Source organism: Duganella zoogloeoides (assembly GCF_034479515.1).
Lineage (GTDB): Bacteria > Pseudomonadota > Gammaproteobacteria > Burkholderiales > Burkholderiaceae_D > Rugamonas > Rugamonas zoogloeoides.
This window is the reverse complement of sequence record NZ_CP140152.1, coordinates 5,759,147-5,773,402: the sequence shown is the minus strand read 5'-3', so window position 1 is coordinate 5,773,402 and position 14,256 is coordinate 5,759,147. Positions and strand designations below refer to the sequence as shown.

Annotated in this window: 15 protein-coding genes and 1 pseudogene; 6 read left to right on the top strand and 10 right to left on the bottom strand. The window is 62.0% G+C overall.

Features of this window, described 5'->3' with window-relative positions; translation table 11 throughout:
- Positions 1-13: 13 nt before the first annotated feature.
- On the bottom strand, positions 14-220 hold the full coding sequence (locus SR858_RS25410) for a hypothetical protein (protein WP_019923902.1): 207 nt from the start codon (positions 218-220) through the stop codon (positions 14-16).
- Between the two features lie 120 nt (positions 221-340).
- A complete protein-coding gene (locus tag SR858_RS25405) occupies positions 341-1,234 on the bottom strand; it encodes a LysR family transcriptional regulator (protein ID WP_019923901.1) in 894 nt (297 codons plus the stop codon).
- 168 nt (positions 1,235-1,402) lie between these two features.
- Between SR858_RS25405 and SR858_RS25400 the strand changes: the two genes are divergently transcribed.
- From SR858_RS25400 to SR858_RS25390, 3 genes are all read left to right on the top strand, one after another.
- Positions 1,403-2,398, top strand: a complete 996-nt coding sequence (locus SR858_RS25400; RefSeq protein ID WP_019923900.1) for an alpha/beta fold hydrolase — start codon at positions 1,403-1,405, stop codon at positions 2,396-2,398.
- A 184-nt stretch (positions 2,399-2,582) separates the two neighbouring features.
- A complete protein-coding gene (locus SR858_RS25395; RefSeq protein ID WP_322534118.1) occupies positions 2,583-3,575 on the top strand; it encodes an alpha/beta fold hydrolase in 993 nt (330 codons plus the stop codon).
- A gap of 121 nt (positions 3,576-3,696) precedes the next feature.
- On the top strand, positions 3,697-4,488 hold the full coding sequence (locus tag SR858_RS25390; RefSeq protein ID WP_019923899.1) for a hypothetical protein: 792 nt from the start codon (positions 3,697-3,699) through the stop codon (positions 4,486-4,488).
- Positions 4,489-4,503: 15 nt separating this feature from the next.
- Here the strand turns inward: SR858_RS25390 and SR858_RS25385 are convergent, their stop codons facing one another.
- The 8 genes and pseudogenes from SR858_RS25385 to SR858_RS25350 all read right to left on the bottom strand — a co-directional run bounded on the left by SR858_RS25385 (position 4,504) and on the right by SR858_RS25350 (position 12,781).
- Positions 4,504-4,827 carry a helix-turn-helix domain-containing transcriptional regulator gene (locus SR858_RS25385; protein ID WP_019923898.1) on the bottom strand — a complete coding sequence of 108 codons (324 nt, stop codon included), beginning with the start codon at positions 4,825-4,827 and terminating at the stop codon, positions 4,504-4,506.
- Positions 4,808-5,152, bottom strand: coding sequence for a type II toxin-antitoxin system RelE/ParE family toxin (locus tag SR858_RS25380; protein ID WP_026637644.1), 345 nt, complete (start codon positions 5,150-5,152; stop codon positions 4,808-4,810). Before SR858_RS25380 ends, SR858_RS25385 begins: the two co-directional genes overlap by 20 nt.
- Positions 5,153-5,253: 101 nt before the next feature.
- Positions 5,254-7,320: a TonB-dependent receptor gene (locus SR858_RS25375; protein WP_084670135.1), complete on the bottom strand. Its 2,067-nt coding sequence runs from the start codon at positions 7,318-7,320 to the stop codon at positions 5,254-5,256.
- The gene (locus SR858_RS25370; protein ID WP_019923896.1) at positions 7,320-9,215 is read right to left on the bottom strand and encodes a M56 family metallopeptidase; all 1,896 of its coding nucleotides are present in this window, start codon (positions 9,213-9,215) and stop codon (positions 7,320-7,322) included. Before SR858_RS25370 ends, SR858_RS25375 begins: the two co-directional genes overlap by 1 nt.
- Positions 9,212-9,595 carry a BlaI/MecI/CopY family transcriptional regulator gene (locus tag SR858_RS25365; RefSeq protein ID WP_019923895.1) on the bottom strand — a complete coding sequence of 128 codons (384 nt, stop codon included), beginning with the start codon at positions 9,593-9,595 and terminating at the stop codon, positions 9,212-9,214. Before SR858_RS25365 ends, SR858_RS25370 begins: the two co-directional genes overlap by 4 nt.
- 346 nt (positions 9,596-9,941) lie before the next feature.
- Positions 9,942-10,982: a methyl-accepting chemotaxis protein gene (locus SR858_RS25360; RefSeq protein ID WP_019923894.1), complete on the bottom strand. Its 1,041-nt coding sequence runs from the start codon at positions 10,980-10,982 to the stop codon at positions 9,942-9,944.
- A gap of 202 nt (positions 10,983-11,184) precedes the next feature.
- Positions 11,185-12,521: pseudogene (locus SR858_RS25355) on the bottom strand (HipA domain-containing protein).
- 2 nt (positions 12,522-12,523) lie between these two features.
- Complete coding sequence (locus SR858_RS25350; RefSeq protein ID WP_026637643.1) at positions 12,524-12,781, bottom strand: helix-turn-helix domain-containing protein; 258 nt, start codon at positions 12,779-12,781, stop codon at positions 12,524-12,526.
- Between the two features lie 204 nt (positions 12,782-12,985).
- On the opposite strand from SR858_RS25350, the gene SR858_RS25345 reads away from it, so the two are divergent.
- The 3 genes from SR858_RS25345 to SR858_RS25335 all read left to right on the top strand — a co-directional run bounded on the left by SR858_RS25345 (position 12,986) and on the right by SR858_RS25335 (position 14,255).
- The gene (locus SR858_RS25345) at positions 12,986-13,366 is read left to right on the top strand and encodes a hypothetical protein (RefSeq protein ID WP_154820091.1); all 381 of its coding nucleotides are present in this window, start codon (positions 12,986-12,988) and stop codon (positions 13,364-13,366) included.
- 68 nt (positions 13,367-13,434) lie between these two features.
- Positions 13,435-13,941 (top strand): macro domain-containing protein, encoded by a 507-nt coding sequence (locus SR858_RS25340; protein ID WP_051120384.1) that lies wholly within the window; start codon positions 13,435-13,437, stop codon positions 13,939-13,941.
- A 50-nt stretch (positions 13,942-13,991) separates the two neighbouring features.
- Positions 13,992-14,255, top strand: coding sequence for a hypothetical protein (locus SR858_RS25335; protein ID WP_026637642.1), 264 nt, complete (start codon positions 13,992-13,994; stop codon positions 14,253-14,255).
- Position 14,256 lies beyond the last annotated feature (1 nt).

Sequence of the window (14,256 nt, the reverse complement as noted above, 5' to 3'; positions counted from 1 at the left end):
GTCAGGTGGGGGATTACAGTGCGGCTTTTTCAGCAGCGGTCAAGCGCTTGGCGGTGATGGTCACCACCTGCATCGGCGCCGCTTTCGCAGCAGGCGTCGTCACGGCATCGGCGGCGATGAAGATGCGTGGGGCAGGGGTGCTGGCGGTGGCCAGCGAGGTGGCGCCAGCGATGATGGCGGTGGCGATGAAGATGGCTTCCATGTTTTTTGCGATGTTCATTTTGAGCTCCTTGGGGTGGTTAGTTCGTTGCGATGAGTGAACTATAGACAAGGGCCCTCGGTACATCCACCGGGATGTGACGAAGTGCAAAAAACAGGGGGCAGGCTGCGGATAAAGGGTCTATACCGCGCCGCACAGGCGGCTTTGGCTGCCGGCATACAGCGTGGTGATCCACGCGGATACTGTCTTGAAGCGGGCGATCGAACCGGCATCGCGGTGGCTGAGCAGCCAGATGTCGCGCAGCACTTCCACATGTTCTCCCAGGCGCAGCAAGCCTTCCTGCTCGCCCATGATACAAGGCAGCAGCGCCAGGCCGACGCCGGCGCGGCAGCCGCGCACCATCGTGCTCAGGCTGTTGACCTTGAGCACCCGGCGCGGCGCCGGCGTGAGCGCCGCCAGCCACTGCATTTCGCCGGTGGCGGCCAGCGCGTCGTCGTAGGCGATCCACGGCTGTTCGCCCCAGGCGTCGCGCGCCATGCCGGCAAAGCGCGGGTGGCCATAGACGGCAAAGCCGAGGTCACCGAGTTTGCGCATCACCAGCGCCGCATCGTCGCCCGGCTTGCCGAGGCGCAGCGCGAAGTCGGCCTCGCGCCGCGTGAACGACAGGTTCTGGTTTTCCGCCTGCAAGGTCAGCGCGATGTGCGGATGGGCCGCGTGCAGCGCCGGCACGTGGTCGAGAAGCCAGTAGTCGAACAGGAAGTCGATCGAGGTGATGTTGACCGGGCCGGCGGTAGCATCCGCCTCCTGGCTGGCCGCTTGCAACATGCTTTGCACGTTGCCGAACACGCCGTCGGCGTGGCGCACGAACACCTGGCCGGCATCGGTCAGGCGGTAGCCGGTGTTATCGCGGATAAACAGGCGCAGCTGCAAGGATTTTTCAGCGGCAGCGATGCGGCGGCTGATGGTGGACGCATCGACGCCCAACTGCCGGCCGGCCGCGCTCATATTGCCGCTGCGGGACAGGGCAAGAATCAGGGGAATGTCGTTCCAGTCGAAGTCGGTGCTCGTCGGCATCTTGGGTTCCAGGGGGAGAAAGGGCTGCATTCTTGCAAAGTGACCTTGCAGGCTTGTCTGTTCCACAAAACCGGCGGCAGGCCTAAGATTCACTCCATCGCAACGCCGCCAGCCAGAGACTCTAGCACAGCGGTCACCCACAAAAAATCGACTAAAAGGATGAAGATCATGAATAACGCTAACCTCAACGCCAACATCAACCTGTCCCGCCGCAGCGCCTTCTTCAACAGTGTCGGTGCCGCCGCTGCCGCCGTGGCCATCCCGCTTACCGCCATGGCCGCTGGCAGTGCCGAAGCTGCCTCCGTGAAAAACGCCGGCCCGGTCGCCCACACTGTCAGCACCATCACCACCCGCGACGGCGTCGAGATTTATTACAAGGACTGGGGTCCGCGCACCGGCCAACCGGTCGTGCTCAGCCACGGCTGGCCGCTGAACGCCGACAGCTGGGAGTCGGCCGCTTTCCACCTGGCCAATAACGGCTTCCGCGTGATTACCCATGACCGTCGCGGCCACGGCCGTTCGAGCCAGCCATGGGACGGCAACGACATGGACCACTACGCCGACGACCTGGCGCAACTGATCGAGACGCTGGATTTGAAAAACATCATCCTGGCCGGCTTTTCCACCGGCGGCGGCGAAGTGGCCCGTTACGTCGGCCGCCACGGCACCAGGCGCGTCGCCAAGCTCGGCTTGATTTCGGCCGTGCCGCCGTTGATGCTCAAGACGGCCAGCAACCCGGGCGGCCTGCCGATCGAAGTGTTCGACGGCATCCGCGCCGCGTCGGTCGCCAACCGGGCGCAGCTGTACCTGGACCTGGCGTCGGGCCCGTTCTACGGTTTCAACCGCGCCGGCGCCAAGCCGTCGCAAGGCCTGATCAACTCGTGGTACGCCCAGGGCATGCAGGCCGGTCACAAGAATACCTATGACTCGATCAAGGCATTCTCGGAAACCGACTTCCGCGACGACCTGAAAAAATTCGACAAGCCGACCCTGGTGATCCACGGCGACGATGACCAGATCGTGCCGATCGACGCTGCCGGCAAGGCCTCGGCTGCGCTGATCAAGGGTTCCAAGCTGATCGTGTATCCGGGCGCGCCGCACGGCCTGACCGATACGCACAAGGAAAAATTCAACGCCGACTTCCTGGCCTTTGCCAAGTCGTAAGGGCTCGATGACCCCGGGACGCCTGTCAGCGTCCCGGGGTCAAGACAAAATATTTTAATAAAATAGCTTGCTATCAAATAGCGCGCAATATATATTGCACACATCGGCGCTGCACTTGTGACTGTAGCAAGGGCAAACATAGTGCGCTATCAAATCGTTTACTATTAAATTTCAGGAGCAGATCATGAGCAACGTTCATCAAACCCAGGAAGTCAGCCTTTCCCGTCGTTCGGCCTTGTTCAACAGCGTTGGTGCCGCCGCTGCCGCCGTGGCCATCCCGCTGACCGCCGTGGCTGGCAGTGCCGAAGCTGCCTCCGTGAAAAACGCCGGCCCGGTCGCGCATACCGTCAGCACCATCACCACCCGCGACGGCGTCGAGATCTATTACAAGGACTGGGGTCCGCGCACCGGTCAACCGGTCGTGCTCAGCCACGGCTGGCCGCTCAACGCCGACAGCTGGGAGTCGGCCGCTTTCCACCTGGCCAATAACGGCTTCCGCGTGATTACCCATGACCGTCGCGGCCACGGCCGTTCGAGCCAGCCATGGGACGGCAATGACATGGACCACTACGCCGACGACTTGGCGCAGCTGATCGAGACGCTGGATTTGAAAAATATCATCCTGGCCGGCTTTTCCACCGGCGGCGGCGAAGTGGCCCGTTACGTCGGCCGCCACGGCACCAGGCGTATCGCCAAGCTCGGCTTGATTTCGGCCGTGCCGCCGTTGATGCTCAAGACCGCCACCAACCCGGGCGGCCTGCCGATCGAAGTGTTCGACGGCATCCGCGCCGCATCGGTCGCCAACCGGGCGCAGCTGTACCTGGACCTGGCGTCGGGCCCGTTCTACGGTTTCAACCGTGCCGGCGCCAAGCCGTCGCAAGGCCTGATCAACTCGTGGTACGCCCAGGGCATGCAGGCCGGCCACAAGAATACCTATGACTCGATCAAGGCCTTCTCGGAAACCGACTTCCGCGACGACCTGAAAAAATTCGACAAGCCGACCCTGGTGATCCACGGCGACGATGACCAGATCGTGCCGATCGACGCTGCCGGCAAGGCCTCGGCTGCGCTGATCAAGGGTTCCAAGCTGATCGTGTATCCGGGCGCGCCGCACGGCCTGACCGATACGCACAAGGAAAAATTCAACGCCGACTTCCTGGCCTTTGCCAAGTCGTAACGGCTGATCGCATGATCGGGTAGCACGCTACGGCGGGCGGCGAGCAATCGCCGCCCGCTTGCCGATTTGGTCATTATGTTCAACTGCCTTTATACTCGCGTCCTTCAATTGGAGTGTGAGTATGAAAGTCCTGGCATCAGCCGCCTTGTTGGCATTGTGCGGCCAAGTGTGCGCCAGCGATTGCGTGGTGCGCGTGGCGTATCCCGACCGTGACCGGCCGCCGTATTACCTCGGCAACGGCCCCGCCATACCGGACGCACCGGGGGCCGGCGCCGAACTGCTGCGGCAGGCGGTGCACGCCACCGGTTGCACGCCCGCGCTGGTGCGCCTGCCGCCAGCCCGCATCAAGCTTGCGCTCACCAATGGCAGCATCGATTTCGCCCTGGTCGATTTGCGCGATAACGAAACACCGTATTCGGCCCTGCCGCGCACCGCCGCCGGCCTGCCCGACACGCGGCGCGGCATGCGACTGACTGCCGTGGTGTACGTCCGCGCTGCCGATGGCCTGTCGGCAAGTACTGTTCCAGGCGACTATTTCCGCAACCGCATCCTGGCCTCTAACCAGTCCTCGTCGCTGGGTGACCAGCTGCGCGCCGATGGCTACAAGGTTGACGATGGTTCGGCCGATGCCTCCAGCAACATGGAAAAGCTGATGCTGCGCCGTGTGGACGGCTTTACCATCGCCGTCTCCAACCCTGATGCCGCCGATGCGTCAGTGGCCGCGCGCCAGGGCGCCAACCTGGTCCGTCTGCCGATCCCGCTGCGCACCTCGACCGCCTGGCTGTCGGCCAGCACCGCCTACCACCAGCAGCACCGCGAGCAAGTGGAGGCTGTCTGGACCTGGTGGGGCGACAATTCCACACGCAGGCTGGCGGAGTTGGTGCGGCAGTATGGGAAGGTGGTGGCGCCTTAGTCGAGTAAAGCTAATTCAGGCAGCAACACCGCCGTGCTTGGCCGTGACAGCAAGCTGCAGGTTCAGCGCGCTGAGTACTTTTGAAAAATTCTTCAGGCTGGGATTGCCTTCTGCCGACATCAAACGGTACAAAGCAGTTTCGTTCAAGCCGGTTCGCTGTGCGATGATTTTCATCCCGCCCTCGGCGAGGGTAAGCTGACGCAACAGGATCAGCATATCGCCGTACTCGCCATCACTCATCACCTCGTTAATCAAGGCAGCCCGGAATGCAGGATCCGTTTGCAGCATGTCGGCGACGACTTCGTCGTGTGGCTGGCTGCTACGATTTTTTTTGGTCATCTTGTTGCCTTTCTTTCCAATCTTCCCAGTATGAAACTGCCGTGTTGATATCGGCGTCTTGCGTTGTTTTATCACCGCCGCATAACAGCAGAATTATTTGCCTACCTGAAAATGCATAGTAGACGCGATACCCAGGCCCTTCATCAACGCGCATTTCCCAGACCCCTTCACGACAAGGCTTGTGGTCGCCAAAGTTACCGTGCTCAAAACGCGAAATCCGCTTTGTAATCTTGGCTTTAGCGATAGGGTCGCGCAGCGAACGCAGCCATTTCCCAGCAACATTCACCACATTCGAATTCAAATAGTATTGGATATCGTAGTTCATTTTCGTATATATACGAACCAAGATCAAGTTGACGTTCGTGGATACGATACACAGGGACTAAAAGGTGAGACGCAGGATACCAACTGGAAGTTGAACCGAAATCAACCGAACCTTTTCACCAACCCCACATACCACCGCCGCGCCACGAAATGATCGACGCCGCGCTGGCGCAAGGTGCTCGCATCGGTGCGATAGCTGCGCCGGCTGCCGTCGAAGATGTCGTTGGCGTTGACGGTCAGGCTCAGCGTGCCGGTCAGTTCGTGTTTCCAGGTGGCGTTGACGCTGCTGGTGGCGCCATAACCGCCCAGCGGTGTGATGCCGGCCGACTGCCACTGGGCGTCGAGCGACAGGTCGTCTTGTCCCGCGCGATAGCCGGCGCGCAGTTTCAGGTAGCCGGCCACGTCATGCTGACGGACGTGGCCGTACAAATCGGGCGACTCGAGCAGCACGGCATACGCGCCGCCGTCCAGTCCCAGGCGCCACGCGGGGAATGGCGTCCAGTCGAGCGAGCCGGTTACGCCGGTGGAGCGGGCCCGGCCGCCGTTCTGGCGCGACGTGACCAGCACGTTGTTGGCGTTGAAACTGCGGGCGTCGATGACCGTGTCGCGGCTGATTCGGTAGAACGTGCTCATGCTGGCGCTCACGCGGCCGGCCTGGAGGTTGGCGCCCAGTTCCCACGAGGTCAGCCGTTGCGGCTGCAGTCCCGGATTGCCGCGACTGAGGTTGTGCGCATCGATGTACGTGGAAAACGGATTGAGGTCGCGCGGATCGGGCCGTTGCAAGCTGCGGCGGTAGCCGAGCGTGAGGTCGATCCTCTCGCTCAGCGTGTAGATGCCGTGCAGGCTGGGATTGAAGGCGTGCCAGCGTCCGGTCTGTGGTACACCTAGTGCGGGCGTGATGTGCAGCGCCATGCGCTCGAGGCGGCCACCGAGCAGCACTTCCCACCGGCCGCGCCTGATCTTGTCGGTGAGATAGGCGGCGGTGAGCGTGGTCGCTACCGCGTAGCCGTTGGTGGTGGCGGGATCGGGCGTTTCGGAGCCTGCAGCGCGATCGACCACGGCTTGATAATTGGCGAGGTCGTTGACTTCGTCCTGCACATCGACGCCCATGCCCCACTGGCCAAGTGCCGATACGCGGGTCCAGTCCAGCGTGGCCTGGTCGAGCCGGCGCGCCACCCTGGTGGCGCCGCGACTGTCGCTGCTGGCGCGCAGCGGTTCCAGGTACACATCGCTGTACGATTTATCGACCAGGCTGCGCATGCTGCTGCGCGCCAGCACCGCCTTGAGCACCGAACCTGTTCCCTGGCGGGTATAGGCGAGGCTGGCGTCGTGGTCGGCCTGCTGGTTGGGACCGGTGGAGAGGCGGTGAAAAATCGTCTGCCCGGTAGTCGTGGTGTTCTCGTTGAGCACGTCGAGCCACGGCCGCGAGCGGCGCTGGTTGTGGTGCGCGGAGAGGCTCAGGCTGTCAGTATCGCTGAGCGCGTAGGCTATGCCCAGGCCGGCGCTGTGCACGATGCGGCGCACGAACACCGACGATGTCTGCCTGGTCTGTCCGGCAGCGCCGCCCTGCGGGTTGGTCCAGTCAACCGTGGACTGGCGGAATTTTTGGGTGCCGTCGCGCCGGTAAGCCACGCTGCCATTGACGCTGAGCTTGCCGGAGGTAAGGTCGCCCGAGGCGCCGGCATTCCACAGCCCCTGATTGGCTGCGCTGGCGCGCCATTGCGCGTGCGCGCCCGGGCGGCGCTGGCGTTTGAGGACGATATTGACGATGGCGCCGCCATTGGCGTGGTAGGCCGCCGACGGATTGGTGATCACCTCCACGCTGGCGATGTCGGCGCCGGTCATGGTTTGCAGCGCCACGGCGCGCTCGTCGCCGGCCAGCATCGCGCTGGGCTTGCCATCGACCAGCACCGTGACATTGGCATTGCCCCTGACCGAGATCGTGCCGTCGGCGGCGACCGACAATTCCGGTGTCGATTGCAATACATCCTGCGCCGTGCCGTTCTGCGCCCTGGCCATGGTGGAGACGTCCACCACGGTCTTGTCCACCTTGCGGATGATCGTGTCCTTGCTGGCGGTGATGGTCACGCTCGGCGTGCCATCATCCTGCGCAGAGGCACACAGCGGCAGCGCTGCCAGGCCCAGCCACGCCAGCACTGAGGGGTGCATCAGAGCGAGCGTTGCGCCAGTTCGCCCAGGAATGCTTCGCGCGTCTTCAGTCCGGCATAGCTCTCCGATGTGACCGGATGCTGCATCAGCCGCGCGAACACGAGCTTGCGGCCGTCCCTGACGGTCCAGCCGACAAACCAGCCGATGTTGTTGTCCCGGTCCGCGCGGCCGTTCGCCAGCCGCACGGGTGCGGTGCCGGTCTTGCCGTGGACTTCCCAGCCGTTCGGCGCCGCGTCGACCTTGAGCAGGCGCGCGGTCACGTCATACGCCTGCTGCGACACCGCCAGTTCGCGGTTGACCACCTTGCGCAGGAAGTCGGTCTGCTGTTGCGGGGTTATGCGCAACGTGGGGGACAGTTCGGAAACGGCGACGGCATCGTCCACGCCGGCCACGCTGGCCAGGTTGCGGTTGCCGTAGTCGAAGGCCTGCACATAGCCGCGCACGCTGGCCGGACCAAGGCGCTTGGTCACTTGCTGCGAGTACCAGACGATCGATTCACGCAGCCAGCCGGCCGGATCGGTGCCATGGCGCCAGGACGGGTTGGGCGACGCATAGCTGGCCTTGTACGGCAGGTATGGCGCATGGTCGTCGCGCAGCACGCCGCTGTCAAAGCCCATCAGGCTGATGGCGATCTTGAACGTCGAAGCGGGCGTGACGCTGGCGTCGCACGTACCCTCGCGCACCAGCGCAGCACCGCTGGCGGCATCGACCATCATGGTGCAGTCGAGCGTTGCCGACGCCGTCGCGATGGGCTGTGCGGCGGCGATATCCGGGCTGTGGCGCGCCAGCAAGCGCACCGGTTCGATGGCGGGCTCGGCCGCCTGCCAGGCCAGCGCCGGTTGCAGCGCGAAGTTGGCAATGGCCACCGCCGCCAGGCTGCCCAGCGCCACCCAGCGCGACCAGGCGCCACGCGCCGTGGCTGGTGTACGGATCAAGCCGATGCGGGCGGCCAGCGTGGGGGCGTGGCCACCATTGGCCTCGCTGGCGCCAAACGCCAGCGCCATGCCGGCCGGGCGGTACTGGAGCTTGAGTTGCGCCACCAGCGCCGCCGCATACGCCTTGCGCTCGGCTGGCGGCCGGCCGCGCAGCACATCGCGGTCGCAGCCGAATTCCTGCGCCCAGCCCAGGCGCGCGCCCAGCAGCCGCATGAAGGGATTGAACCAGAACAGGCTTTGCAGCAAGAGCGCCGCTGCGCTCCAGTGCAGGTCGCGGCGGCGCCAGTGCGTCAATTCGTGCTCGACAATCAGCTGCTGCTGGAGCGTATCGAAACCCCGTAAATGGCGCGGCAGCAGCAGGCGCGGCCGGAACAAGCCCAGCAGCATCGGCGACATCGCCACATCCACTTCGACCACGGCCAGTGGCGACACCTGCGCCGTTGTGTGCTGCGCAAAGCCGGCATGTTCCGACGCCCCCAGCGCACGACCACTGGCAGCGAGCGCCTCAAGCAAACGCTGGGCGCGCTGCCAGCGCCACAGCGTGTGTAACAGGCCCAGCAGATACAGCACCAGCCACGCGCGCCCGGCATCGCGCACCCACGCTGACAGCGGCCGGTCGGCAGCGCTGGACGTCAGCCCCAGGCCTGGCGCGGGCGCAGCCGCCATCGCAGCGTGGGCTTCGGCAGATGCCGGTGTGGCAGGCATCGGCGCCGCTGCCGGTTCGACGATCTCGATGATCGGCATCACGCGCAAGCTTTCGGCTGGCGGCCACAGCATTGCCAGGAATACTGCAGCCACCGCCACCTGCCCGCTCAGCCACAGCGAACGCTGCTGCGCCAGCGCCGGCAGGGTACGCCGGCACAACACGGCCACGGCCCACACCGCGCCGCCGGCCGCCAATGAGCCGGCGGCGGCCAGCAGCAGGCGCGCCAGGACGATATCGAGATCGATCGGCATCATGGCGCGCCGTCCGCATCATCGGGCCAGTGTTGCAGCAGTTGTTCGAGCTGATCGAGTTCCTGCTCATCCACCAGCTTGCTGCCGGTGAACATCATCACCGGCAACGGCGTATCGATTTCCATCACGCGCTTGCCGAAGTCGCGGGCGAACGCGGCCAGCGTATCGACCTTTTCCAGCACCGCTTCATAGACCTGCACGCCATGGCTCATTTGCTGCGCGACCATGCGCTTTTCCAGCATGCGTTCGAGCGTCTTGCGGGTGGAAGAGTAAGACCAGCCCAGCTCTTCCTCGACGTGCTCATGCAGTTCGCGCGCGCTCAGCGGCTGGTGGCGCCACAGGGCTTTGAGCAGGGTCAGTTCGGTGATGGAGGGGATGGACATGGCAAGCTTTCTTGTGACGAGTATGGCAATGATGTGACAGATGTCACATTGCGTCAAGCGTTGCGTGAATTTAAAAAACCCGCGCACTGGTGGTGGGCGGGTTTTCATGGGGGAGTAGGATTTATTTTTCGTGTAGATGCCACCGACCACAAACGTCGAGCCGCTCGTATCGAGCGAGAAAGTTGATTTCCTTTCAGTGAGGGTCGCAAGCGGTCATCAATGTTTACACCGCCGCGATTGCCAGTTTGTTTTTCATGTAGAAATCCATTAATCAGCACAATTGCCGAGGGCATCATATGAAAAATTGACGGTAGGAAAACTATCCAATGGTCACGACACGATCGGATTAATTGCGGGTCTCCGTAAGCTGGCACACCACCCCATACCAGCCCAGTCCCGCGTACGTCTCGTAGCCGGGCGTGGCGGCGAACGAGACCGTCATATCGCCATCCTGGTAAAAGCCGGCGCGGCGCTGGTCGGCGCGTAGCGGGAACATCTCGGTAAGGACGCCCTTGCCATCGGAACTGGCCAGCACGCGGAACGAGGAATCGAGGATCATGCAGCGCGTACGCGCCCATTCCGCATCGGTCAGGCGTACGCCCTGGACCACGGCCAGCGCCTGCGGCGCCCAGTCGAAAAAGATCACCAGTGCCCCGAGCACCTTGCCGTGCGTTGCGCCGCCCTCGCGGATGGCGGTCGCGTAGGTGGCCACCTGGGCGTTCTGCAGCAGCGACGTAGTGCACACGTCATGGGCGACATACTCCTCGCCGCTGGCCGTATTCAGTGCGTCACTGAACCATGGGGCCCTGGCGACATTGCGGCCGACCACCGGATACTGCTCGGGGCGACCGTTGGCAATGATCATGCCGTCGGCATCGAGCACCCAGATATCCTTGTACACCGTATAGCTGTCGAGGATTACCGACAGGCGCCGCGAAGCATGTGCGCTTGCCTGCGCACTGGCATCGTCCAGGCTTGCCACCAGCGCCGAATCGGTGGCCCACCAGCGCACATCGCACGAGCGCTCGTACAGGTTGCGGTCGATGATGTCGATCATGTTGAGCGCCAGGTCGGCGCAGCGCTGGCCCTCATGCGACTGCATGCGGCCGATCATCAAGTCGCCGAGCGCGGTCAGGCTCGAGAGCGAACCGACCAGTTCCTTGTTAAGGGCGTCGGTCACTTCGCCGATGCGTTGCGACACATGCCTGACCTGGTTCGCCACCACGGCAAAGCCGCGTCCGGAGGCGCCCGCCCGCGCCGCTTCGATCAATGCATTGAGCGCCAGGAAATTGGCTTCGCGATTGATCTCGTTGATGTCACCTATCTTGCTGGTGGCCAGTTTGCGTACCTCGTGCGTGAGTTCTACGATTGCTTGTGGATTTGCCATGGTGATCCCCTCCTTATGAATTAAAGGGTATGCAAAAACCAAGCCAGAAAATTAAATACGGTAAATTTCAATTAAAATAACAATAAATTCCAAAATGCACCACTTTGGTTCATTATTTTGTGTGCGCCATTATCCAGCATGGCAATCGCACAATATTGGTGAGAAATTATGAAATCTTTCCACAACAGTTGCGCAGGCAGTCTTACCGTGAGGCCGGCGGCACGTTTTCAAGTTCACCGGCAACAGCAAGCAGGCCGCCCAAAATTTTGTCTGCAACCTTTTCGGAAAACCCCGCAGGAAGCTTGCTGCGGACCTTCTCTACAATTGCGGGCGTGCGGGCAATGAAATCCTGCAGCAGCGGCTCTGCGCCGTTGCCGACCTCTTTTGCAGTGCTGTTGAAGTGCCGCCGCTGGATGTTGTGCGCCAGATAATGGCGATTGCTGCCCAAGAGTGCCATCGCCATTTTGAGTTTGCGCTCTGGCCACTGGTTGGGACCGGTACCGATAACGGGATACCCGACATCACATCATACATAGGCGTCAATTTGAACCTGCCCGCCCCGGCGAGTAGCTGGATACTGAAATTTTTGGCGTGGCCGTCTGGCGCGCAGCATCCAGAACAGCAGTTGCGATGCCATGAGCGTGTGCATGTCGGCGGCACTCTCCCGCGATTGCTGCAGAAGAGTAAACATTTGTTTCAACCCCGGCCCACCGTCATTTTCGTACTTCAACAGCGGGGGATGTTCCCGTCGCCTGGCAAAAATCCGCTTGGACAAGCCGGAACAGCTGGCTCCCGTCGGACGAACGCTTGCGGTCGAATCGTTCGACCACCAGCCCCCGTTGCGTGCCAAACGTCGCAATCTCCGCATTCGCTGCATGCAGCCCGTATTCCTTGAACAGGCGCAGGCACAGCCATTCATTATCGACCGAGGTGGAGAAGTCTGCCCGCTTTCCGCCGACTATCCCGATGGGGAGCTTGAAGATGTGCATAGTCGGCGTGGCACCGCGCGGCTTGAGCCATTTGCCACCAGAGGAATGCGTCCTTCTCTTGCGCGGCGGCCAGTGAAATCCGGAAGTCGTCGGAGTCTTCCGGTGCACCGTGGCGCTCCAGATTCACCACTTCGAGCAGGTGCCGCTCGATGGCTTCCTCGTCGACGGCGACGCCATCGACTTGCCCAAGTCCGTGGGGTTTTCCGCCCTCAGGCAGCAACTGCAAAGCCCCGGCATAATCCCGGCCGACTGCGGCTAACAGGTCGAAAGGCTTGAGCGAGCCGGTCTTGAACCGGGCCGCGATACGTTGACGAATGATGTCGCTATCCGGTAGCAGGCCCTCGAAGTAGTTCGAGACATTCGCGCCCTTTAGCGGCTCATTGCGCATATTGAACGGTAACGACAGGGAGATCGGGCGGCCAACCTTGGCGCCGCGCCAGCCGGCGTCGTACGCCAGTTCGGAGCGCCCGTTGGCGTTGACCGTCCACCGGCCGACGTAATCGCCGTTGGCCCACAGGTGTAGTGTTTGGCTGTGCGAACGGCGGCCCATCGCTACCACTCCGCCGAGCTGCCGGGAATGTTGCGCTCTCCCAGGTGCAGCTCCAGCCCGAGCGCCGAGCACCAACTGAGCAGCTGCTTGATGCTGATTTCGTCGGCATGGCGCTCAAGGTAAGAGATGCGATTCTGGCTCAAACCGATGCGGGTAGCTACCGCAGCCTGGGTGAGTTTGCGCCCTTTGCGTGCCGATACGAGTAGCTGGCCGAGCTGTGCGGCGGTGAGCAGAAGATGGGCAGATGAGATATCGAATATCCGTCAATCAGATAAAGTCAATATAGCCGAATAACAGCTAAACTGAAAATAGCTGAGAGGCGGATAAAACGACTTTTACTATCACTCTGTGCACCTGGCACGGCCAGCTTGCGTCACCTGGCCGGTGCATCATTTTTGAGCAGTGGGTGCTATGATTGCTTCACCATCAGTACGGCGTGCAGACGTTTCGTTCCCAATACTATTATGTTGAGCAATCCACAGCAAACAGGTAGTCACAGAGGGCCTGAAGCTTTTCAGGCGCTGGCGGAATGTCGCTTTGCCAAGCATCAGCCGATTGCCCATGCATTACGGTCAGCGTCCTCCGCGGTCGTGAACGAAGTGATCTCTCTGGCGTATAACCAGGTTTTCTTGTGGGAGCAGGATGCACTTTGCAGCAGGGATTACATTGACGCCTGGCGAGACCTTCTCAAAAATCCTGCCGATGCTGCCTCCATGCTGGAAGAACGATCAACGCGTGCAGACGCGTTACGCCAGAACTCACCCTTTGTCGCCAGTGTCCGAAAGTTTCAGTCGTGGGCTGCTTTATCGGAATCGGCTGTGAAAACCCCACAACGGCTGAAATGACTCGCCCGATTGTCGCTCCATATTCACCGGACCTGCCCGTCAAATTTTCAAGAGGTGGTACTACTGACATGTTGAACATCGCAACTGGAAATCTCCTCGACGCCGACGTGGACGCGCTGGTCAACACCGTCAACACGGAAGGCGTCATGGGCAAAGGTATCGCGCTGCAATTCAAGCAGGCTTACCCGACAATGTTCCGCGCCTACAAAGCGGCCTGCAAGGCGCGCGGGGTACACTTGGGCCAGGTCCATATCTACGATCTCGGTGGCCTGGTAGGCGGGCCGCGCTGGATCATCAACTTCCCCACCAAGGGACACTGGAAGTCGAAAAGCCGCATCGAGGATATCGCCAAGGGCTTGCATGACTTGACTGCCAAGGTGCGCGCGCTGGGCATACGCTCCATCGCAGTTCCTCCCCTGGGGTGCGGCTATGGCGGCCTGGACTGGGCTGACGTCGAGCCGTTGATTGCCGATGCGTTTCGCGACCTGCCCGAGGTGGATGTCAAACTCTACCCACCTTCATTTTCTCCAAGGGAGCGGCGCGGGTCGACGATCCCAACCAGCCGCTCGAATTAACAGAGGGTGCCGTTGAAGCCGCCGAAGCCGCCCTTGGCGCCGACCCGGCGTTGACGGCACACGTCGATCAGGTCTCAGCCCTGATCGAGGGATTCGAAGACCCCTATGGACTGGAACTGCTCAGTTTGGTGCACTGGGTCATGCGCCACGATCACGCCGCAGCCGAATCGGCCGAGGCCGCCATTGCGGCGGTGCAGGCGTGGCATCTACGCAAGAAGAAAATCCTCAAGCTCGAGCATTTGCGTAGCGCTTGGGATCGCATCCATCAGCATTTGATGGTATTCAACACGCAATCCGAGCTGCAACCAGCATAAC